Below are 20,590 nucleotides of genomic sequence, written 5' to 3'. Positions count from 1 at the left end.
CGTCTCAGTGCGGCTTGAATCGGATATTGGACTTCATGGTCCGGGGGTGCGATCGTCGGACGTAGCCCTGCCCAGCCGTGAAAGGACAACGGATGTCCGTCGATGTCGTGATCTGCGAGCCGCTGCGGACGCCGATCGGGCGGTTCGGGGGAGCGCTGGCCGGCCAGACGCCCGCCGCGCTCGCCGCGCACGTGCTGTCCGCCGTCGTGGAGCGCACCGGCGTGGACCCGGAGCGCGTCGACGAGGTGATCCTGGGGCACGCCTACCCGACGTCGGAGGCGCCCGCGATCGGGCGGGTCGCCGCGCTCGACGCCGGCCTGCCGGACACGGTGACCGGCATCCAGATCGACCGCCGCTGCGGCTCCGGCCTGCAGGCCGTGCTCGACGCCGCCATGCAGATCCGCGCCGGGTTCAGCGACGTCGTGCTCGCCGGTGGCGCCGAGGTGATGAGCGCCGCGCCGTACTACACGCACGAGGGCCGCTGGGGCATCAAGGGCGCCGGCCTGCAGCTGCACGATTCGCTGGCGCGTGGCCGGGCCACCGCGGGCGGGGTGCACCACCCGATCCCGGGCGGGATGATCGAGACCGCCGAGAACCTGCGCCGCGAGCACGGCATCTCCCGCGAGGACCAGGACGCGCTCGCCCTGCGGTCCCAGCAGCGGGCGGCGCGGGCGATCGAGGGCGGGCTGTTCAAGGACGAGATCGTCCCGGTCACGGTGAAGTCGCGGAAGGGCGAGACGGTGGTCGACGCCGACGAGCACCCGCGCCCGGACACCACCGCGGAGGGCCTGGCGAAGCTGAAGCCGGTGATGATCCGCACCGACCCGGAGGCCACGGTCACCGCGGGCAACGCGAGCGGCCAGAACGACGCCGCCGCGGCCTGCCTGGTCACCAGCCGGGAAACCGCGGAGAAGCTCGGCCTGCGCCCGCTGGTGCGGCTGGTGTCGTTCGCGCGCGCCGGGGTGCCTGCCGAGACGATGGGCATCGGCCCCGTGCCCGCCACCCGCGCGGCGCTGGCCAAGGCCGGGCTGTCGCTGAACGACCTGGACCTGATCGAGCTGAACGAGGCCTTTGCCGCGCAGGTGCTGGCCTGCACCCGCACACTCGGGTTGAGCGACACCGACGAGCGGTTCAACGTCAACGGTTCCGGTGTGTCGCTGGGCCACCCGGTGGGGGCGACGGGCGCCCGGATCCTGGCGACGCTCGCCCGGGAGATGACCCGCCGGGAGGTGCGGTACGGCCTGGAGACGATGTGCATCGGCGGCGGGCAGGGCCTGGCGGCGGTGTTCGAGCGGGTGAGCTGACCACCCGCTCGGTCGGCTGACCCGAGGCGGCAGGCAGCCGCCTCGGGGCTCGCCGAGCAGCGCGCGCAAGGTGCGCGCGGGGCTGGGGCAGGTCAGTCCCGCCGGGCCGGCGCCCCCTCGGCGGGTGCGGCGCGCAGGTACTGCCACGGGTACTTCTCCCGCGCCGAGCCGGGGTCCAGGGTTTCCGCGGCGTGCAGGGGCCACGCCGGGTTGCGCAGGGCCTCCCGCGCCAGCAGCACCACGTCCGCGGACTTCGCGGCGCCAGGATCGCCTCCGCCTGGTCCGGCTCGGTGATCAGGCCGACCGCGCCGACCGGCAGCGCCGTCCGGGCGCGGACCTGCTCGGCGAACGGGACCTGGTACCCCGGCCCGACGGGGATCCGCTGGTCCGGGTCGAGCCCGCCGGTGCCCACGTCGATCAGGTCCACCCCGCGGTCGTGCAGCAGCGGCGCCAGATCGGCGGTCTCCGCGGCGGTCCACCCGCCCTCGACCCCGTCCGTCGCCGACAACCGCACCAGCAACGGGCGTTCCGCTGGCCACCCAGCGCGCACCGCGCCGATCACCTCCAGCAGCAACCGCACCCGGTTGCCGAACCCGCCGCCGTAGCGGTCGGTGCGCCGGTTCGCCCGCGGCGACAGGAACTGGTGCAGCAGGTACCCGTGGCCGGCGTGGATCTCGATCGCGTCGAACCCCGCGTCCACCGCCCGCCGGGCCGCCGCGGCGAAGTCCGCCACGACCCGGGCCAGGTCGGATTCCGTCGCTTCCGCCGGGGTCGCGAAGCCGCGGCAGGCGACGGGGACGGCGCGAGCGGTGTCCAGCCGCCCTCGCCCGCCGGCACCGTGCCGCGCCCCTCTCCCGGCGCGAACGCCGACGCCTTCCGCCCGGCATGACCCAGCTGCACCGCGATCGGCATGCCCTGCGCGTGCGCGAACCCGGTGATCCGCCGCCAGCCCGCGACCTGCGCGTCCGACCACAGACCGGTGTCCCGCGCGCTGATCCGCGCCTCCGGGGACACCGCGGTGGACTCGGTGATCAGCATCCCGAACCCGCCGGCGGCGCGGGCGCCGAGGTGGACCAGGTGCCAGTCGCCCGGCACCCCGTCCGCCCCGGCGCTGCACTGGCACATCGGGGACAGCCACACCCGGTTCGGCACCGTCAGCTCCCGCAGCGTCAGCGAGGTGAACAGCCTGCTCACGAGCCGGCCCCGAGGAACGCCCGCGCGTTGGCGGCCAGGGTCGCGACGTCCAGGCCGGCCGCGGTGGCGAACCCGACCGGGTCCGGCTGCGCCATGTCGAACGGGTGGTCGCTGCCGCACACGACCGCGTGCTCGCCCACCCGCGTGGTCAACAGGTGCAGCAGCTCCGGGTCGTGGGTGACCGTGTCGAACCACAGGGCCCGGACCGCTTCACCCGGCGGGCGCGACGAGTCGCGGCGCACGTCGGCCCGGGTGTGCCAGCCGTGGTCCCACCGGCCCAGCACCCCGGGCGTGCAGCCGCCGCCGTGCACGAAGCAGATCCGCAGGTCCGGCAGCTGGTCGAGCACCCCGCCGAGCAGCAGCGCGCCGACCGCCGTGGCGGTTTCGACCGGGTTGCCGAGCAGGTTGGCCAGGTAGTGGTCTCGCCACTCCGGGCGCGGCAGCTGCATCGGGTGCACCAGCACCGAGAGGCCGAGCCGCGCGGACTCGCCGAGCACGTGCCGCAGCCCGCCGCGGTCCAGCGACTCGCCCCCGAGCAGCGGCGGGATCGCCACCCCCGCGATCCCCGGCTGCGCCGCGAGCCGCTTCAGCTGCGCGGTCGCCACCGCGTCGTCGTCGAGGGAGACCAGGCCGAGCCCGGCGAGCGCAGCATCAGCGGACGCCACGACCTCGGCGAGCGCGGTGTTGAACGCGTCCACGTACTCGGCCGCCGGGCCCGCGACGGGGAAGGCGAACGGCGGGGCCGACAGCACCCGCACGCCGAGCCCGGCCGCGGCGGTGTCGGCGAGGATCGCGGGCACGTCGCTCATGGCCCGCGTCGGGATGGACAGGGGCACCTCGCCCAGGTAGAGCTCGCCGCCGGAGTCGCGCAGCGGCCCGAACGGCGCGCCCGGAGGGAGGCCGAACAGCTCGGCGGGCAGCCAGTGCGCGTGGACGTCGACCGGCCCGTCCGCGATCGGCCCGATCACTGCCGCTCTCCCAGCGGCAGCGGGGCGTTGGCGCTGTCCAGGTGCTCGACCGTGGTGAACACCAGGTCGCCGTCACCGATGTTCTCGATGTCGTGCAACAGGTATTCGCCCGGGCCGAACGTGAAGTGCCGCGTCTCACCGGCCACATAGGACACCTCGCGGGTCGTGCCGTCGCTGGTGTGCTGGCGGCTGCGCCCGGCGTTGACCGCGGTCCAGAAGTAGTCCAGCACGTGCCGGTGGGCATGCCAGCGCTCTCCGGGCGCCAGGCGGATCTCCCAGACCCGGACGCGGCCGTTCTCGCTCAGCAGGCGCGAGCCGACCTCGCCGTCGTGGGCGTGGGCCTCGAACTCGGCGCGCAGCTGCGGGCTCCAGCCCTCGAAACCGCTCGCGACGAGGGTGCCCGCCAGGGGCAGGTCGGACAGGAAACTGGTGTCGGACATGGTCTTCTCCTCGTATCAGTGGCCGGGCCCGTAGAGGCCGAACCGCAGGTCCGGGTCCCCGGGCGTCCAGGTGTTGTGGAATTGCGAGCGCTCGCCCATCGCCTTGACACGGTCGAGCAGCCGGGCGCTCAGCTCCAGCTGCGCGGGCTCCCACTTGCGCAGGGCTGCGGGAACGTCGCCGTCGGCGTCGGTCAGCGCGCCGGCCAGCGCCCAGGCGTCCGCGGCGGCCTTCGCGGTGCCCGCGGCGGCGTGCGGGCGCGCCGCGGCCGCGGCGTCGCCGATCAACGCGATCCGGCCCTGCGCCATCCGGGAAGCGCGGACGTCCGACACGACCTGAATGTAGGGCTGCGCGGTGCGCGTGACCACCTCGGCGGCGGCGGGCGCGAGCAGTTCCGCGGCCGTGTCCCGCATCTCGTCAACGTAGCGGTCCTGGACCTGTCCGGGGTGGATGGACACGGTGCCGGTGAAGCCGCGCTTGTCGATGAGCATCTCCGCCAGTTCGCCCCCGGCCGGCACGTTGCGGTACCAGACGTAGTTCATCAGCCGCTCCGACGGGCCGGTCTCGCCGGGGATCGGGTACACCGTGATGTGCGAGTGCGGGACCACGCTGTAGGAGATCGCGTTGCCGAGCAGCTCCCGCGTCGCGGGCGTGAGTTCGTGCTCGGGCACCGTGCCGCGCCAGCCGACGTAGCCGGAGTACTCCAGCTGCGCCCCGGGGTCGAGCAGGGACCGGCCGATCGAGGTGATGCCGTCGGCGAACACGACCAGATCGGCCTCGGCGCGGTGCCCGGACACGAACCGGACGGTCACGCGGTCCTCGTCCTGCGCGACACCGCACGCGAACTGGCCGAGGTGGTAGTGCTCGCCGCCGAAGTCGGCGAGCAGCGCGCGGTAGAAGGTGCCCCAGGACGTGTAGGTCCAGCGGCGGCGGTCGCGGTGCACGACGCCGTTGCCGCGGTCGAGGTACTGCACGTACTCGGTCGGGGTGGACAGCGCTTCCGGGTTTTGCGTGCTGCGCTCGGCGAACCAGCGCACGGTGTCCGGCTGCAGCACGATCCCGCCGCCCCGGCCGTCCAGCGGCGTCGGGGTGCGCTCGTACACATCGACCTCGAACCCGAGGTCGCGCAGCAGCAGCGCGGTGGTGAGGCCGCCGATCGACCCGCCGATCACGGCGGCGCGGGCGCCTGCGTAGGCACTCATCAGTGGATCTCCTCCGAAGCGGGAACCGGGCCGGGCTGGACCGGATCGGCGGGCAGGGGCGCGCCCCGGGTCTCCGGCGCGAAGAACAGCCCGACGGCACCGAGCAGCCCGACGGCGACGACGCACGTGGTGGCCAGCCCGAGGTCACCGCCGAACCAGGACGCGGCCACCACACCGGCCACCAGCGGCCCGGCCGCCGTGAGGTAACGCCCGATGCCGTTGTAGAGCGCCATCCCGGTGGCGCGGACGCTCGGCGGGAACAGCTCCGGGCCGTAGACGAGGATCCCGGACAGCGCGCCGTAGAGGCCGAATCCCGCGACCGGGATGACGGCGAGGAACACGCCCCAGCCGGGCGAGAACGGGAACAGGAGCCCCACACTCACCGCGGAGATCGCGAAACTGGCCGCGAACGCTTTCCGCCGGCCGATCGCGTCGGCCAGGAAACCCCAGGTGGCGTAGCCGAGCACGCCGCCGGCGTTGAACAGCATCGAGGCCAGCGCGACGCGTTCGTTGACCACCGCGGGCGTCAGCTGGGCCGCCGTCGCCGCCTGGCGGATCACCTGCGGGTACCAGGTGGACACGCTCCAGAAGGCGACCAGCGACCCGGTGGCCAGCGCGGTGCCGACCAGGGTGTGCTTGAGCAGCGGCCGGGTCAGCAGCCGGCGCAGCACGAAGCGGTCCTGCGCGGTGCGGTGGCCGTGGGCGCGGCGTTCCCGGCGGGCGGCGATGGAGCCCTTGATCTCCGGCGGTTCGGGCACGTGGCGGCGGATGAAGTACACCAGCAGCGCGGGCAGCACGGCGATGCCCATCATCAGCCGCCAGCCGTGGCCGCCGAGCATCGCGTAGGCCAGCGAGGCGATGAAGAAGCCGAACGCGTACCCGGACATCATCACGCCGCAGGCCCGCGCCCGGTAGCGGTTGCGCCAGACCTCGGCCACGAGCGCGGCGCCGACCGGCGCCTCCACCCCGGACCCCAGCCCCGCGACGAACCGCAGGACACCCAGCTGCCACCAGGTGTCGGCGAAGGCGGCCAGCGCGGTGAACACCGCGTACGTCACGATGCCCGCGGACAGCACGCGGACGCGGCCGAAGTAGTCGGCGAGGATCCCGAACAGGATCCCGCCGGTGCCCCAGCCGAACAGGAACAACGCGACGGTGATGCCGCCGTAGAGCCCGATGCTGCCGGTGGCGGGCGCGATCCCGCTGTGCGGCAGCAGTTCGGTCATCGCCGGGCCGAGGATCAGGGAGTACAGGCTGCCCGCGAATCCGTCGAGGGCCCAGCCCATCGTGGTGCCCAGCAGGACCAGCCACTGGGTGCGGGTGATCTCGGTGCGCCACGGTGGCGCGGAGGGGTTGGCCATGGAACGGCTCCTTTGCCGTGGGGACAGGGGTCAGTTGAGGCGGCCGGGGGTGTCGGCGCCATACCAGTCGACGTCGTCGGTGGCGGTGCGGGCGACGACGGTCTTGATCCAGGTGAAGTCGTCGAAGGATTCGGAACCGGCGTCCCGGCCGGTGCCGGATTCCTTGATGCCGCCCCAGGGCAGCGACGGTTCGAGGCGGTGGTGGTCGTTGATCCAGACCATGCCCGCCGCGATCCGGTCGGCGACGCGGTGGCCGCGCGCCAGGTCGCGGGTCCAGATCCCGGCGCCGAGGCCGAAGCGGTTGTCGTTGGCCTTGGCGATGGCGTCGGCCTCGTCGTCGAACGGGACGACGACGGCGACCGGGCCGAAGATCTCCTCCCGCGCGACCCGCATGTCGCTCGTGGCGTCGGCGAGCACGGTGGGCCGCAGGAAGAACCCACCGTCCAACGGGGTGGGCAGGTCGGGCGCGCCGCCGCCCGCGGCGAGCCGGGCGCCCTCGGCGATCCCGGCGCCGATCAGGTTCAGCACCTTGTCCCGTTGCGCGGCGCTGACCAGGGGACCGAGCTGGGTGCGGGGGTCGGACGGGTCGCCGATCCGGATCGCGTCCGTGCGGCGGGCCAGCGCGGTGACGAAGCGCTCGTAGCTCGCGCGCTGCACCAGGAAGCGCGAACCGGCCACACAGGACTGTCCGGCCGCGACGAAGGCGGCGAACGCCGCGCCCTCCGCGGCCACCTCGGGGTCGATGTCGTCGAACACGACGATCGGGGTCTTGCCGCCCAGTTCGGCGGTGACGCGGGCGAACCGCGCGGCGGTCGCGACCGCCGCGGCCCGGCCGGCCTCGGTGCCACCGGTGAGGGTGATCTTGGCGATGTCCGGGTGGCCGGTGAGGCGCTCGCCGACCTCCCGGCCGCCGGTCACCACGTTCACCACACCGTCCGGGACACCCGCTTCGCGAACCAGCCCGGCCAGGGCCAAAGTGGACAGTGGTGTGATCTCGGAGGGCTTGACCACGACCGTGTTCCCGGTCGCCAGCGCGGCGGACAGGCTGCGGGCCAGGATGAGCAGCGGGTGGTTGAAGGGCGTGATGATCCCGCACACGCCGAGCGGCGCGCGCCGCTGGTAGGTCAGGTACGGGCCGTCGGAGGGCAGCACGGCGTCGCGCTGCGCGGCCAGCAGTCCCGCGTTGTAGCGGAACCACTCCGGCACCCGGGACAGCTGCGCGCGGGTCTCGGTCACCGGGCGGCCGTTGTTGCGGGTCTCCAGCCGGTACAGCGACTCGGCGGCGCCTTCGACGACGTCCGCGACGCGCAGCAGCAGCCGTCCGCGTTCGGTGCGGGTCAGCGCAGGCCACGGCCCGCCGAGGAACGCCGCGCGGGCGCGGGCGACGGCGGCGTCGACCTCGTCGAGGGTGCTGTCCGGCACCGTGTCGAGCACCCGGCCGGTGGCCGGATCGAGGATCGGCCGCGCGTGTCCGGTCCCGGCGGTGGTGGGGGAGGTGGTCGTCGACATCCCGGGCCCTTTCGGTCGTGGGGGAGCGCTTCCCGAGTCTGATCGACGGCGCCGCGCCGGGCGATGTCTGCGGCGACACAGAGTTGACTTGCGCGGTGTTCCCACTGACACTCCCGGGATGGATGAGGCTTCCGAGTTGCGCGAGTGGCTGGGCGCGATCGGCGCCCTGACCGCGGCGGTGAACGCCGGGCAGGGGCTGCGGGAGGTGCTCGACCTGGTCGCGGCGACCGCGCGGGAGCTGCTCGGGCTCGACTTCTGCGGTGTCCTGGTGCCGGACGCCGCGCGGGCGAACCTGGTGATCGCCGGGTGGAGCGGGCTGACCGAGGCCTACGTCGCCCGCGTCAACTCCGACCGGCCGGTGCGCATCGAGGCCACCGCCGACGTCGGGGCCCCGTCCAGCCAGGCGTTCCTGTCCGGCCGTCCGTGCGCGGTCTCGGACATCTCCCGGGAGCCGGACTTCGTCTGGGGCGGTGTCGCCCGCGAGCAGGGCTACCTGTCGATGCTGTCGGTCCCGCTCGTCACGGCCTCCGGCGTGATCGGCACGCTCAACAGCTACCGCTCCACGGTGCACGAGTTCGGTGCCGAAGAGGTCGGCCGCCTCCAGCTGCTCGCCGAGCACGCCGCGATCGCGATCACCTCGGCGCGGGTGCTGGACGACCTGCGCCGCCAGCACGACCTGGTGACCCGGTCGGAGCGGATCCACGAACGGCTGCTGCGCGTCGCGGTGCAGGAGGGTGGGGTCGCCGGGATCGCGGCCGCGCTGCACGACCTGCTGGGCAGGCCGGTGCTCGTTCGCGACGCGCGGGGCGAGGAACTCGCCGCCGCGGGCGGCCCGGTGGCGGCCGGCGACGCCGGTCCGTGGTCGCCGCGTGCGGAGCTGGTGCGGGAGACCGGCGCGCACGTCGTCGCCGACGTCGTGCTCACCGGCGAGGTCGCCGCCCGGGTGTGGCTGCCCGGCGGGCCGCTCGCGCCATTGGACCGCCTGGCCCTGGAGCACGCGTCGGTGGTGCTGTCGCTGGAACTGCTGCGGCAGCGGACCGCGCTGGAAGTGGAGCAGAACCTGCGTGGCGAACTGCTCGCCGACCTGCTTGCCGGGGCGGACCCGTCGGCCGCGTCGGTGCGGGACCGCGCGGGCCTGCTGGGACACGACCTGACCCGGCCGCACCGCGCGCTCGTCGCCCAGGTGGTCGCCGCCGGGAAACCGGCGCCGACGGGCGCGACCCAGCGGGCCGTGGCCGAGGCGACCCGGCTCGCCGCCGGTGTCCGGCCGCGCCCGCTGGTCGCGCTGTATCGCGGCGAGGTGGTCGCCCTGTGGCCCGACGGCGAGCCAGTCGACGGCTTCCGCCCGGCACTGGTCACCGCGCGCGGGGTCGACGACGCCACCGTCGCGGTGTCCGCACCCGCCGTCAACCACGCCGAGGCCTACCGGGTCGCCCGCGGAGCGCTGGCCGTCGCGGCCCACGCCGGGCAGTCGGGCGCCACGATCACGCTGGACCGGCTCGGCGTGGCCGGGTTGCTGCTCCAGCTCGGCGATCCCGCGCCGCTGCGCGAGTACGCCGACCGCACCCTGGGCGGGCTGGTCGCCTACGACCGCGACCACGGCACCGCCCTGCTGGAGACGCTGCGGGTCCACCTCGCCGCCGGGCTGGACCGGCAGGCCACGGCCGCGGCGCTCACCGTGCACCCGAACACCGTCAGCCAGCGGCTGCGCCGCATCGAGGCGCTCAGCGGTCTGGACCTGCGCTCCGCCCGCGACGTCGTCGACGCGCAGTCCGCGCTGGTGGTGCTCGACGTGGCGAACTGGACGCACGCCGAGGGGTGATCGTCCGAGGTGGACGGAGGCCCGCGACGTCACGGTTCGGTTTCGGCGGCAACCGGATCGGGCGGGGGAGCGAGTTAGCGGCATGGTCGCCGTGCGGTTCCTGCTCGCCTTGGCCCTGCTCGTGCTGGGCGGGTGCGCCACGCAGCCTGCGCCTGTGCCTGCGCCGGTGCAGTCCGCACCGGAGTCGGAGGTCGTGGCGCCGGCGGAACCGGAAGCGCTCGACATTCCGCGGATCGGCGCGCGCTCGACGCTCGTCCCGCTGGGCCTCAACGCGGACGAGACCATCGAGGTGCCGCCGGTGACCCAGCCGATGCGGGCCGGGTGGTACCGGCTCGGTCCGGCGCCGGGGGAGCCGGGGCCCGCGGTGGTCCTCGGGCACGTCGACGGCGGCGGACGGCCGGGGATCTTCCACCGCCTCAAGGAACTCGTGCCGGGGGACGAGGTGCTGGTGTCGCGAAAGGACGGTTCGACCGTCACGTTCGCGGTGACCCGCGTGGAGCAGATCGACAAGGACGAGTTCCCCACCGAGGCGGTCTACGGCGACACCGCCGGGCCCGAGCTGCGGCTGATCACCTGCGGCGGGGGCTTCGACCGGGCCGCGCACAGCTACCGCGACAACATCATTGTCTACGCCGCACCGCGGTGACCATTCTGGGAGGAAACCATGCAGCACAAGAAAATTCTCGCCAGCGCCGGGCTGCTCGCCTTCGCGGCCGGGGCGCTCGCCGCGCCGGCCGCCGGCGCGACCGCGCCGCCGCCGAAGCTCGGCGTGTCCCCGTCCTCGGTGTCGCCGGGGCAGACGCTCGAGTTCAGCGCGTACTGCTCGGGCAACGCCGGCACGGTGACCTCGCCCGGGCTCGCCGCCCCGGTCACGCTCATCCGTGTTCTGGACGGCTACACCGGCACCGGGAAGGCCGGGGCGAAACCCGGCAGCTACCAGGCCACCTTCACGTGCTCCGGCAGCGGCGGGCCGGCCGGAAACGGCACGGCGACCGCGACCTTCACGATCACCGGCCCGGCGGCGACGACCACGACGAGGCCGCGGCCGGGCACGTCCACGCGGCCGCCCGCGCCGTCGAAGACCACCACGAAGGCCCCGCAGGTCAAGGTGCTGCCCAAGGGCGCCCCGGAGACCGGCGACGGCACGTACGCGGGTTGAGGGTGTCCTGCCCCGGTCAGTCCGGCACATTCCGGTCCGCGACGTGCACGGCCCGGCCGTCCTGGTACACGGCGAGGATCCGTTTGCCCAGGTCCCGCACGTCGAGCAGGTCGCCGTCGACGATCACCAGGTCCGCGCGCTTGCCCGGGGTGATCGAACCGAGCGTGGACTCCAGCCCCATCAGCTCGGCGGCGGACAGCGTCGCGGCGTGCAGGGCCTCGGCCGGGGACAGGCCGTGCTCGACGAGCAGTTCCAGCTCCAGCAGGTTCTCGCCGTGCGGGTAGAGCGGCGCGTCGGTGCCCATCGCGATCCGCACGCCCGCCTCGACGGCGCGCCGCACGCTGTCGCCGGAGCGCTGCCGGATCTTCTCGGCGATGTGGTCCGGGTAGGGCACACCCGCTTCCACGGCCTGCCGCAGCCCGACGCCCGCGCTGAGCGTCGGCACCAGCCAGGTGCCCCGCGCGACCATCATCTCCAGCGTTTCGTCGTCCAGGAAGTGCCCGTGCTCGATCGAACGGACTCCGTTGCGCACGGCCGCTTTCGCGCCCTCGCCGTGCGCGTGCGCCATGACGTGCAGGCCGGCCGCCGACGCCTCGGTCACCATCATGGCGATCTCGTCGTCGCGGAAGTGCGGGATCCGCGGCCCGGCGCCGCTGGACACCACCCCGCCGCTGGTCGCGACCTTGATGACGTCCGCGCCGGCACGCACCAGTTCGCGGATCTTGCGCCGGATCTCCTCCGGCCCGTCCACGATGACCGGCGGGCGGCCCGGGTGCGGCGGCAGCAGGTCCACCACGCACGTGGAGGGCCACCACGGGTCGCCGTGGCCGCCGGTCTGGCTCAGCATGTTCAGCGAGATCTGCATGCGCGGCCCGGGAATCAGGCCGCGTTCCCGCGCCACGGGCATCCCGAGGTCGGCGCCGGCCGCGTCGCGGACGGTGGTCACCCCCGCCGCAAGCGTCCTGGCCATGTTCCGCGCGCCCTCGTAGAACTGCAGCGAGAACGGCTCCTGCGCGGCGGCGAACAGGTCCGCGCCGGTCATGGTGAGGTGGACGTGGCAGTCGATCAGTCCGGGCAGCACGCCGCGGCCGGCGCAGTCGACCTCCTCGTCGCCGTCGAGGCCGGTGCCGACGTCGGTGATCCAGCCGTTCTCGACCGCCACGTCGGCGGGACCGGCGGTGCGGGAGGCGGCGTCGAACACCGTGCCGCCGCGGAGGATGGTGCGTGTCATCGCTGCCCCTCGCGTACCGGTTCCACTGTGGACAATCCGCGTTCGGACTGCCGCCGGATGAGCGGCGCGAGCGCAAAGAGCACCAGGGCGAGCACCACCGCGCCCATCCCGAGCAGGCCGAAGTAGGCGGCCGCCGACCCGGCGTCGTAGAACTTCACCAGCTGCGCCCCGATGCCCTGCCCGGCGGCGTTCGACGACAGCCACAGGCCCATCGTCTGGGTGGCGAACGCGGCGGGCGCCAGCCGGGTCGTCGCGGACAACCCGATGGGGGACAGGCACATCTCGCCGATCGTGACCACGGCGAGGCTGCCGATGAGCCACAGCGGGCTGGTCTGGCCCGGACTCGCCGCGGGCAGCACGAGCATCAGGTAAGACAGCCCCGCGATCGCCAGGCCCGCCGCGAACTTGTGCGCCGTGCCCGGGGGCCGGGCGGACCGGTCGAGCCGCAGCCACATCACCGCGAACAACGGTGTCAGGACGATCAGCACGAGCGACCCGACCGACTGGAACCACGACGCCGGGATGGTGAACCCGAACGCGCCCAGGTCGGTGCTCTCGTCGGCGTACTGCGCGATCACCGTGGCGCCCTGTTCCTGGATGCACCAGAACGCGACCGCGGCGACGAACATCGGGATGTAGCCGCGCACCCGTGCCCGTTCCGCCGCGGTGGTGCGCCTGCTGCGCAGCATGACCGTGAAGTAGCCGACCGGCAGCGCGATCGCGAGCACGCTGATCAGGTCGACGACCCCGCCCGGGCCGAGCGCGCCGGTGCCGGTCGTCGCGGCGAGCACGGCGACGAGCACCGCGATCCCCGCCGCCACCGCGACCAAGCGCGACCGGGGCACCTCGCCCAGTCGCAACGGGTTCTTCGGCGCGCTGCTGAGCGGGCTCAGGTGGCGCTGGCTGCGCACGTAGCCGACGAGGCCGAGCGCCATGCCTATTGCCGCCAGGCCGAACCCGAGGTGGTAGTCGTACCGTTCGCCGACGGTGCCCACGACCAGCGGCGCGGCGACCGCCCCGACGCTGATCCCCATGTAGTAGATGCTGAACCCGGAGTCGCGCCGCGGATCGTCGCGGGCGTACAGGTCGCCCACCGACGAGGAGATCGTCGGCTTCAGCAGCCCGGTCCCGCTCGCGATGAAGATCATCGACGCGAACAGGGCGCCCGCCCCGGCGGGGATCGCGAGGCAGATGTGGCCGCACATGATCAGGACTCCGCCGGTGAGCGTCGCCCGCCGGTCCCCGAGCAGCCGGTCGCTGATCCAGCCGCCCAGGATCGCCGCCATGTAGGTGGCCGAGCCGTACACCGCGATCAGCGACTTCGCGCTGCCCGGGTCGATGCCGAGACCGCCGTCCAGAATCCGGTCGGTCATGTAGTACAGCAGCAGCGCACGCATGCCGTAGTAGGAGAACCGTTCCCACGCCTCGGCGAAGAACAGCCCGACCAGCCCGCGCGGCTGGCCGAAGAACACCCGATCCGTACTCCCCACGCCCACCGCACCTCCGAGCCGACCGTGTCAGATGGGCGCAGACGTTACATCCGCACGGCCCGGTGATCAATGCATGATTCGACTGTATTCACGGCTTGATGCCGCCGTTGCGACTTTCGATGGGCGATTTGTGTGAATAGATCGTCGGAGCGCTCGGCATGCGTTAGGTTGTCCCCGTGCACGGGAACCTGGACGCCATCGACGAGCGGCTCGTCCGCGCCCTGCACGAGGACGGCCGGGCCTCCTACGAGACGTTGGCCCGTCTGGTCGGGCTGGCCCGCTCCACCACCAAGGCCCGCGTGCAGCGCCTGCTCGGCGAGGGCGGGCTCCGCCTGGTCGGGGCGATCCACCCCGCGGTGTTCGGGCTGCACCAGCTCGGCCACGTGACCATCGAGACCGACGGCCCCGCGGGCCCGGTCGCGCGGCAGGTCGCCGAACTCGACGAGGTTTCCTTCGTCACCACCACCGCCGGGCGGTTCGCCGTCACCGCCGAGCTGCGCACCGCCGACCTGGAGTCCTTCGCCCGCGGCCTCGCGCGCGTGCAGGCCGTGCCGGGGGTGCGCGCGCTGCAGACGATGACCTACCTGCGCATCTGGAAGGACCCCTATTTCCCGCCGGGGCCGCTGGAAAGCCCCGGCCCGCTCGCGCACATCGAGCTCGACGCGCACGACCACGCGCTGCTGGCGCACCTGCGTGCCGACGGCCGGGCCTCCTTCGCGGAGCTGGCGAGCGTCAGCGGCCTCTCCGCCGGGGCGGCTCGCGCCCGGGTGCTGCGGCTGCTGGAGTCCGGGGTGGTCCACGTCGGCGCGCTGGTGCGCATGACGCCGCTGAGCCGGGGCCACACGATGGGGTTCGCGCTGGACGTCAACGGCGACACCGAACCCGTGGCACGGAAGATCGCCGCGCTCGACGAGATCGACTGCCTGGCCACCGGGATCGGCTGGTGCAGCGGAATCGGCACCATCCGCGCCGGTTCGCTGGACGACGTGCTCGTCACGCTGGAGCGCGTGCGTGGCCTGCCGGGCGTGCGGACGGTTGAGGCGTGGACGCACCTGCGCGCCATCAAGGAGGAGAACGACCGGGCGCTGCCACTGGCCGAATAGCGCCAGGCCGGGAATTCCGTCGTGGCGCGGGCTTCCCGGCCGTAGGGTGGGGGGCCGATGTGCTACGACCGTCGCCGACGGCGAGGTCTCGGTGTGGGTGCGCGGCAGCTTCACGACGTCGGACCACCACGGCAACGAGCCGCCTGCCGCTGCCGGAGAACGCCGAGGGGTACCGGCACGATCTGTCCCAGCCGGCTCCGGCGAAGTCCACATGAGACCGCGCCACGTACCCGGGGTAAGAGGCGTTCGGCCCTAGCCGGGCGGTCGCGGACCGGGTGTGATCGGGCCGGTGCAGACCGATTTCACCGCCGTGCCGGACTGGTTCCCGTGGGAGAACAGCGGCGCGTCGATCGCCACCGCGGGCGGGGACGTCGTGCTCCTGATGGTCGACAACCCGCCCGGCCGCAACGCCGCCTTCTACCGCGTCGGGCGCGGGCTGGACCAGACCGGCGCCCTGACCGGCGGGTGGGCCGGCTGGCAGCAGGTGCCGGACTGGTTCTCCTGGGAGAACGACGCGGCCGGGGTGGCCGTGGCCGACGTGAACGGCGACGGCGTCCCCGACCTGATCGTCTACCTGATCGACGCGCCGGACGGCCCCAACCAGGCGTTCTACCGCGTCGGCTGGTCGCTCGACCGGGACACCGGCGCGGTCACCGGCGGCTGGACGCCGTGGCAGCCGGTGCCGGACTGGTTCGCCTGGCTCAACGCCGGCGGGGACATCACCGTCGCCGGCACCGCCGCCGGGCTGCAGCTGGTCGTGTTCATGGTCGACGCGCCGGCGGGCGCGAACGCCGGCTTCTACCGCAGCGGCACGCTGAACCCGGACGGCGTGGTGACGGACTGGCGGCCGTGGCGCGCCGTGCCCGACTGGGGTTTCTGGGAGAACCAGGGCGCGGCCGTCGCGGTCGCCGATCTGGACGGGGACGGCAACGACGAGCTGATCGTCCTGACCGTCGACAACCCGGCCGGCCAGAACCGCGCGCTGTAGCACGATCGGCTGGCGGCTCGACGACGAGGTGCGGCCCGCGGACGGCTGGGGACCGTGGATCCCGGTGCCGGACTGGGGTTTCTGGGAGAACCAGGGCTGCGGCCTCGCCGTCGCCGGATTCGGCGGACAACCGCACTTCGTCGTGCTGGCCGTGGACAACCCGGCCGGGCAGAACGCCGCGCTGCACCGGTTGCTGCACCCGCTCACCGACCTGCACATGGCGCCCGAGATGGGGGTGTGGCGCCTGCTCGAGCGCGACTCCGGCACCCTCGCCGTGCACGCCGCGCTGCTGCGCACCGGGGACGTGCTGTTCTTCGCCGGGTCGAGCAACGATCCGGACCGGCACAACGCGCACCGCTACGGCACCACGGTCTGGCACTACCCGGGTGAGGAGGTCGAGCAGCCGGACACGCCGGTCGACCTGTTCTGCGTCGGGCACGCGTTCCTGCCCGACGGCAGGCTGCTCGCCGCTGGGGGCACCGGGCAGTACGACCCGTTCTTCGGGCTGCGGCAGTCGATCGCGTTCGACCCGGACACCCTGAGCTGGACGGCGCAACCGGACATGGCGGGTGGCCGGTGGTACCCGTCGCTGCTCGCGCTGGGTGACGGGCTGGTCCTCGCCGTCGCCGGGCTCGACGAGACCGGCATGCTCAACACCGTCCCCGAGGTCTACACCGGCGGCGCGGGCTGGACCACGCGGCCCGCGTCGGCGCACTGGCCGATGTACGGGCACCTGTTCCTGCTCGCCGACGGCCGCGTGTTCTACAGTGGCGGCCAGTACGGCAGCAACAACGGGGTGCGGCCGGGCGTGTGGGACCTGGCTTCCAACGAGGTGACCGACGTGCCGGGCCTGCCCGGCGCCGGGCTGCGCAACCAGTCGGCGAGCGTGCTGCTGCCGCCGGCGCAGGACCAGCGGGTGATGATCGTCGGCGGCGGGCCGTGGGACATGCACGACCACTCCGGCGCGACCGCGTCGGCCGCCATCGCGGACCTGTCCGCCGCCACGCCCCGCTACACGCCCGCGGCTGACCTGCACATGGCGCGGATGCACCTGTGCGCGACGCTGCTGCCGGACCGGACGGTGCTGGTCAACGGTGGCTCGATGATGGAGGAGCACGCGGACGCGGCGGCGCTGGGGGCGGAGATCTTCGACCCGGTGAGCGGGGCGTGGACGATGGCCGCGGAGAGCCGGGTGCCGCGGCTGTACCACTCGGTGGCGCTGCTGATGCCGGACGGCAAGGTCGTGACCGCGGGCTCCAACCCGGCGCGCAAGACCGAGGAGATGCGCATCGAGGTGTTCTGGCCGCCCTACCTGTTCGCCGGCCCGCGCCCGCTGGTCGTCGTGACCACGCCCGAGGTGCACTACGGCGACACGCTGGAGGCCGGCGTCCCGGACGCGGCGGACATCGCGAGCGCGTCGCTGATCCGCCCCGGCGCGACGACGCACTCCAGCGAGCTGGAGCAGCGGCTGGTGGACCTGCCGGTCACGGTGACGGGGGAGGACACGGTCGAGGTGCGGCTGCCCGCGTCAGCGAACCTGGCGCCGCCCGGCTGGTACCTGCTGACGGTGGTGAACCACGCGGGAGTCCCGTCACCCGCGGTGTGGGTGCGGTTGAGCTGACCGGTCAGGCCGCCAGGCGCTGGAACAACGCGACCGGGAACGCGCCCGTGCGCACGAGCGTCCGGGCCGTGCGGCGGCCAGCGGCGGCGGAGGCCGCGCGGACCGCGCGGGAGGGCGCCCAGCGGATGTCGTATATCCACAGTGGACCGCCGGGTCGCAGGACCCGGTGCAGGGCGGTCACGATCGCGGGGACGTCGGTCCAGTGGTGCATGCTCGCCGTGGACACCGCGAGGTCGGTGGTGGTGGCCGGCAGCGGGAGGTCCGCGAGGTCGGCGACCGTGAACGCGACCCGGTCCGCGAGGCCCGCCCGCTCGGCGCGCTCGACCGCGACGTCCACCATGGCCTGCTGCAGGTCCACGCCGTGCACCCGCAGATCCGGCCGCCGGTGCGCGATCTCCGCGGCGAGCAGGCCCGTGCCGCAACCGGCGTCCAGCACCAGCCCGTCGCTCGGGGCCGCCGCGGCGACGTCGTCGGCGACCCGCCGGTGGAGCGTGCGGAACGCGCGGCCCGCGTGCCGGTCGTACGACCGCCCGTCGGCGAAGAGGTGCCGCTGGCCGAGCCCGTGCAGTGTCCGGTGCATGACCGCTCCCTATGATGGTTGACAGTGGCAACTGTGACCGACGCTAGCGTCAACGGTTGCCGCTATCAACCATGGAGGTGCGGTGGCGGAGATCGACTCGCTGGAGGCCCTGCTCGCCCGGGTCATGCGACTGGTCGCGACGCAGGGCGACGAGCCGGCCGGCGACGGGGCGGCGGCGATGACGCTGACCGAGGGCGTCGTGCTCGTCGAGCTGTTCGGGGCGGGGGAGGCGACGCAGGCGCAGCTCAGTGCCCGGCTGCGGGTGGACAAGAGCCGGATGAGCCGGGTCTGCTCGTCGCTGGAGCGCAAGGGGCTGGTTGCCCGGGAACGGGACGAGCGCAACCGGCGCAACCTCGTCGTGCGGATCACCGGCGCGGGGACCACTGCGGCGAAGGGGCTCCGCGAAACCTGGCGGGAACGGCACGAACGCATGCTCGGCGCGATGACCGCCGAGGAGCGGCAGGGGCTGATGCTGGGGCTGCGGGCGCTGGCCCGCGAACTCGACGGCTTCCACCCCCCGCGGGAGGCGATCTGACCCGGGTGATGCCACCCCGCAGGGAGATCACCCGGGGCCGGACCCGGCGGGTGGCCGGGACGCCTGCCGTGGCTGGCTTCCCGCCCGCCCGCCTGACCGCCCTGCCCGCTTGAGGGCCGCGGTCGCCGGCCGGCTGATCGCCACGCGAACCGGCGCTCGCCCGGCCCGGATGGGGCCATGCGCCGGGGTAAGACACCGCCTGGACGGGGTCACCGTCCAGGCGGCGCTCGCCGCCCGTGCACGGTCCAGACGGGGGTCACCGTCGGGATGGGCGCCGGCACCCCTCATCCCAGCGCGGTCACCACCCAGGCGGCGGTCACGGCCCGGGCACCGTCCGAACGGGAGTCTCCGTCCGGACGGATGCGGGCACCTCACCCCAGCGCCGGCACCGCCAGGCGGCGTTCGTTCGCCGTCGCGTCGTCGGGGGCTTCCTGGGCGGTGCGTTCCGCCTCGACGCGGGCCCGGTAGTGCGCCACCTCGCGGTCGCGGCGCTCGGCGGTCCAGCCCAGCTCCGGGGCGATCAGGTCGGCCACCGCGGGCGCCGCCGCCAGTCCGCGGTCCCGCTGCTCGATCGAGATCCGCGTCCGCCGCGTCAGCACGTCCTCCAGGTGCAGCGCGCCTTCGTGCGTCACGGCGTACACGGCCTCGGCCTTCAGGTAGTCCGGCGCCCCGGGGATCTCCTCGCCCAGCTCCGGCCGCTCACCGACCAGCGCCAGGACCTCCTCGACCGCCGTGCCGTACCGGCCCAGCAGGTGCTCGATCCGCGCCACCGGCAGTCCCGCGCGCCGCGCGAGCGCGTACCGGCCCTCCCAGACCTCCGCGTACCCGCGCGCGCCCACGATCGGCAGCTTGTCTGTCCACGACGGCGGCGCCGGACGGTCCACATCGGACATCGCCGCGTCCACCGCGTCCGCCGCCATCACCCGGTACGTCGTGTACTTCCCGCCGGCCACGACCACCAGCCCCGGCACCGGGTGCGCCACCGCGTGCTCCCGCGACAGCTTCGTCGTCGCGGTAGCCTTCGCCGCCAGCAACGGCCGCAACCCGGCGTACACGCCCTCGATGTCGTCGTGCGTCAACGGCTTGCGCAGCACCCCGTTCACGTGGTCGAGCACGTAGTCCACGTCCGCGCGGCTGGCAGCCGGGTGCTCGCGGTCCAGGTCCCACTCGGTGTCCGTGGTGCCGACGATCCAGTGCGGGCCCCACGGGATCACGAACAGCACGCTCTTCTCGGTGCGCAGGATCAGCCCGGTGTCCAGGTCGATCTTCTCCCGCGGCACCACCAGGTGGATGCCCTTCGACGCGCGCACCGTGAACGGCTTCTCGATGCCGGCGGCCTCGGCGATGTCGTCGCTCCACACCCCGGTCGCGGCGATCACCACCCGCGCCCGCACCGTGATCTCCGCGCCGCTCTCCCGGTCGGTGACCCGCGCGCCCACGACCCGCTCGCCGTCGCGGACCAGCGAGGTCACCCGCGTCCTGGTGACCACCGCCGCGCCCTGATCGGCCGCCGTGCGCGCGATCATCATCGTGTGCCGCGCGTCGTCGACCTGCGCGTCGTAGTACTGGATCGCGCCGATCAGCGCGTCGTCGGCGAGGCCGGGCGCCACCTCGAACGCGCGCCGCCGGCTCAGGTGCCGGTGCCGCGGCAGCGCCCGCGCCCCGCCGAGCGTGTCGTACAACGTGACCCCGGCCCCGATGTAGCCGCGCTCCCAGACCCGGTGCTGGAGCGGCACCAGGAACTTCACCGGCCGCACCAGGTGCGGCGCGAGGGTGCGCAGCAGCAGCCCGCGTTCACGCAGCGCTTCCCGCACCAGCTTGAAGTCCAGCTGCTCCAGGTAACGCAGGCCGCCGTGGATCAGCTTGCTCGACCGGCTGGACGTGCCCGCGGCCAGGTCGCGGGCCTCGACCAGGGCGACCGACAGCCCGCGCGAGGCCGCGTCCAGCGCGGCGCCCGCGCCGGTCACGCCGCCACCGACGACGAGCACGTCGAACTCTTCGTTCGCCAGCCGCCGCAGCGCGTCGCCGCGGTATGCGGGGGACAGGGGTTGGGACACGGCTCTCTCCTCTTTTCCAGGCCTGGTG

General features: G+C 73.9%; 18 protein-coding genes and 2 pseudogenes. 8 read left to right on the top strand and 12 right to left on the bottom strand.

From position 1 onward, the window contains the following. Positions 1–92: 92 nt before the first annotated feature. Positions 93–1,304 (top strand): acetyl-CoA C-acetyltransferase, encoded by a 1,212-nt coding sequence (locus tag AMETH_RS18820; protein WP_017982677.1) that lies wholly within the window; start codon positions 93–95, stop codon positions 1,302–1,304. A gap of 92 nt (positions 1,305–1,396) precedes the next feature. Here the strand turns inward: AMETH_RS18820 and AMETH_RS40360 are convergent, their stop codons facing one another. The 8 genes and pseudogenes from AMETH_RS40360 to AMETH_RS18790 all read right to left on the bottom strand — a co-directional run bounded on the left by AMETH_RS40360 (position 1,397) and on the right by AMETH_RS18790 (position 7,976). After that, a complete protein-coding gene (locus AMETH_RS40360; protein ID WP_017982676.1) occupies positions 1,397–1,546 on the bottom strand; it encodes a hypothetical protein in 150 nt (49 codons plus the stop codon). A 77-nt stretch (positions 1,547–1,623) separates the two neighbouring features. Continuing rightward, positions 1,624–2,037 (bottom strand): annotated as a pseudogene (locus tag AMETH_RS41585) (oxidoreductase); the annotation flags it as partial. A 194-nt stretch (positions 2,038–2,231) separates the two neighbouring features. Continuing rightward, positions 2,232–2,429 (bottom strand): annotated as a pseudogene (locus AMETH_RS41580) (oxidoreductase); the annotation flags it as partial. A 65-nt stretch (positions 2,430–2,494) separates the two neighbouring features. Beyond that, complete coding sequence (locus tag AMETH_RS18810; RefSeq protein ID WP_017982674.1) at positions 2,495–3,466, bottom strand: amidohydrolase family protein; 972 nt, start codon at positions 3,464–3,466, stop codon at positions 2,495–2,497. After that, positions 3,463–3,906 (bottom strand): cupin domain-containing protein, encoded by a 444-nt coding sequence (locus AMETH_RS18805; protein ID WP_017982673.1) that lies wholly within the window; start codon positions 3,904–3,906, stop codon positions 3,463–3,465. The genes AMETH_RS18810 and AMETH_RS18805 overlap by 4 nt, the downstream gene beginning before the upstream one ends. 15 nt (positions 3,907–3,921) lie before the next feature. Beyond that, positions 3,922–5,106, bottom strand: coding sequence for an FAD binding domain-containing protein (locus AMETH_RS18800; RefSeq protein ID WP_017982672.1), 1,185 nt, complete (start codon positions 5,104–5,106; stop codon positions 3,922–3,924). Beyond that, a complete protein-coding gene (locus AMETH_RS18795) occupies positions 5,106–6,467 on the bottom strand; it encodes an MFS transporter (RefSeq protein WP_017982671.1) in 1,362 nt (453 codons plus the stop codon). Before AMETH_RS18795 ends, AMETH_RS18800 begins: the two co-directional genes overlap by 1 nt. Positions 6,468–6,497: 30 nt before the next feature. Then, a complete protein-coding gene (locus AMETH_RS18790) occupies positions 6,498–7,976 on the bottom strand; it encodes an aldehyde dehydrogenase family protein (protein WP_017982670.1) in 1,479 nt (492 codons plus the stop codon). A gap of 118 nt (positions 7,977–8,094) precedes the next feature. Between AMETH_RS18790 and AMETH_RS18785 the strand changes: the two genes are divergently transcribed. The 3 genes from AMETH_RS18785 to AMETH_RS18775 all read left to right on the top strand — a co-directional run bounded on the left by AMETH_RS18785 (position 8,095) and on the right by AMETH_RS18775 (position 10,957). Continuing rightward, positions 8,095–9,798: a helix-turn-helix domain-containing protein gene (locus AMETH_RS18785; RefSeq protein WP_017982669.1), complete on the top strand. Its 1,704-nt coding sequence runs from the start codon at positions 8,095–8,097 to the stop codon at positions 9,796–9,798. 82 nt (positions 9,799–9,880) lie between these two features. Continuing rightward, the gene (locus tag AMETH_RS18780; RefSeq protein ID WP_017982668.1) at positions 9,881–10,444 is read left to right on the top strand and encodes a class F sortase; all 564 of its coding nucleotides are present in this window, start codon (positions 9,881–9,883) and stop codon (positions 10,442–10,444) included. 18 nt (positions 10,445–10,462) lie between these two features. Continuing rightward, a complete protein-coding gene (locus tag AMETH_RS18775) occupies positions 10,463–10,957 on the top strand; it encodes a hypothetical protein (protein WP_017982667.1) in 495 nt (164 codons plus the stop codon). 16 nt (positions 10,958–10,973) lie between these two features. On the opposite strand, the gene AMETH_RS18770 is transcribed toward AMETH_RS18775, so the two are convergent. Both AMETH_RS18770 and AMETH_RS18765 read right to left on the bottom strand, forming a co-directional pair. Further along, on the bottom strand, positions 10,974–12,188 hold the full coding sequence (locus AMETH_RS18770; RefSeq protein WP_017982666.1) for a metal-dependent hydrolase family protein: 1,215 nt from the start codon (positions 12,186–12,188) through the stop codon (positions 10,974–10,976). Next, on the bottom strand, positions 12,185–13,678 hold the full coding sequence (locus AMETH_RS18765) for a peptide MFS transporter (RefSeq protein WP_223842857.1): 1,494 nt from the start codon (positions 13,676–13,678) through the stop codon (positions 12,185–12,187). The genes AMETH_RS18770 and AMETH_RS18765 overlap by 4 nt, the downstream gene beginning before the upstream one ends. 176 nt (positions 13,679–13,854) lie before the next feature. Between AMETH_RS18765 and AMETH_RS18760 the strand changes: the two genes are divergently transcribed. The 3 genes from AMETH_RS18760 to AMETH_RS35880 all read left to right on the top strand — a co-directional run bounded on the left by AMETH_RS18760 (position 13,855) and on the right by AMETH_RS35880 (position 17,390). Next, a complete protein-coding gene (locus tag AMETH_RS18760; RefSeq protein WP_017982664.1) occupies positions 13,855–14,781 on the top strand; it encodes an Lrp/AsnC family transcriptional regulator in 927 nt (308 codons plus the stop codon). Between the two features lie 289 nt (positions 14,782–15,070). Next, a complete protein-coding gene (locus AMETH_RS38045) occupies positions 15,071–15,769 on the top strand; it encodes a hypothetical protein (RefSeq protein WP_156131688.1) in 699 nt (232 codons plus the stop codon). Positions 15,770–15,833: 64 nt separating this feature from the next. Then, positions 15,834–17,390, top strand: coding sequence for a galactose oxidase early set domain-containing protein (locus AMETH_RS35880; RefSeq protein WP_156131687.1), 1,557 nt, complete (start codon positions 15,834–15,836; stop codon positions 17,388–17,390). Positions 17,391–17,394: 4 nt separating this feature from the next. Here the strand turns inward: AMETH_RS35880 and AMETH_RS35875 are convergent, their stop codons facing one another. Continuing rightward, the gene (locus AMETH_RS35875; protein ID WP_017982663.1) at positions 17,395–17,970 is read right to left on the bottom strand and encodes a class I SAM-dependent methyltransferase; all 576 of its coding nucleotides are present in this window, start codon (positions 17,968–17,970) and stop codon (positions 17,395–17,397) included. Between the two features lie 82 nt (positions 17,971–18,052). Between AMETH_RS35875 and AMETH_RS18740 the strand changes: the two genes are divergently transcribed. Then, positions 18,053–18,505, top strand: a complete 453-nt coding sequence (locus tag AMETH_RS18740; protein ID WP_017982662.1) for a MarR family winged helix-turn-helix transcriptional regulator — start codon at positions 18,053–18,055, stop codon at positions 18,503–18,505. A 371-nt stretch (positions 18,506–18,876) separates the two neighbouring features. Here the strand turns inward: AMETH_RS18740 and glpD are convergent, their stop codons facing one another. After that, complete coding sequence (gene glpD, locus AMETH_RS18735) at positions 18,877–20,562, bottom strand: glycerol-3-phosphate dehydrogenase (protein WP_017982661.1); 1,686 nt, start codon at positions 20,560–20,562, stop codon at positions 18,877–18,879. Positions 20,563–20,590 lie beyond the last annotated feature (28 nt).

This window comes from Amycolatopsis methanolica 239 (genome assembly GCF_000739085.1).
GTDB classification, from domain to species: domain Bacteria; phylum Actinomycetota; class Actinomycetes; order Mycobacteriales; family Pseudonocardiaceae; genus Amycolatopsis_E; species Amycolatopsis_E methanolica.
Note: the sequence above shows the minus strand (reverse complement) of the source record. Positions and strands in the feature narration are given on the sequence as shown.

Coding starts and splice junctions, on each gene's coding strand:
- AMETH_RS18795 (WP_017982671.1), bottom strand. CDS start 6,467: ATGGCCAACCCCTCCGCGCCACCGTGGCGCACCGAGATCACCCGCACC.
- AMETH_RS18775 (WP_017982667.1), top strand. CDS start 10,463: ATGCAGCACAAGAAAATTCTCGCCAGCGCCGGGCTGCTCGCCTTCGCG.
- AMETH_RS18785 (WP_017982669.1), top strand. CDS start 8,095: ATGGATGAGGCTTCCGAGTTGCGCGAGTGGCTGGGCGCGATCGGCGCC.
- AMETH_RS18780 (WP_017982668.1), top strand. CDS start 9,881: ATGGTCGCCGTGCGGTTCCTGCTCGCCTTGGCCCTGCTCGTGCTGGGC.
- AMETH_RS18790 (WP_017982670.1), bottom strand. CDS start 7,976: ATGTCGACGACCACCTCCCCCACCACCGCCGGGACCGGACACGCGCGG.
- AMETH_RS35875 (WP_017982663.1), bottom strand. CDS start 17,970: ATGCACCGGACACTGCACGGGCTCGGCCAGCGGCACCTCTTCGCCGAC.
- AMETH_RS18820 (WP_017982677.1), top strand. CDS start 93: ATGTCCGTCGATGTCGTGATCTGCGAGCCGCTGCGGACGCCGATCGGG.
- AMETH_RS18770 (WP_017982666.1), bottom strand. CDS start 12,188: ATGACACGCACCATCCTCCGCGGCGGCACGGTGTTCGACGCCGCCTCC.
- AMETH_RS18800 (WP_017982672.1), bottom strand. CDS start 5,106: ATGAGTGCCTACGCAGGCGCCCGCGCCGCCGTGATCGGCGGGTCGATC.
- AMETH_RS18805 (WP_017982673.1), bottom strand. CDS start 3,906: ATGTCCGACACCAGTTTCCTGTCCGACCTGCCCCTGGCGGGCACCCTC.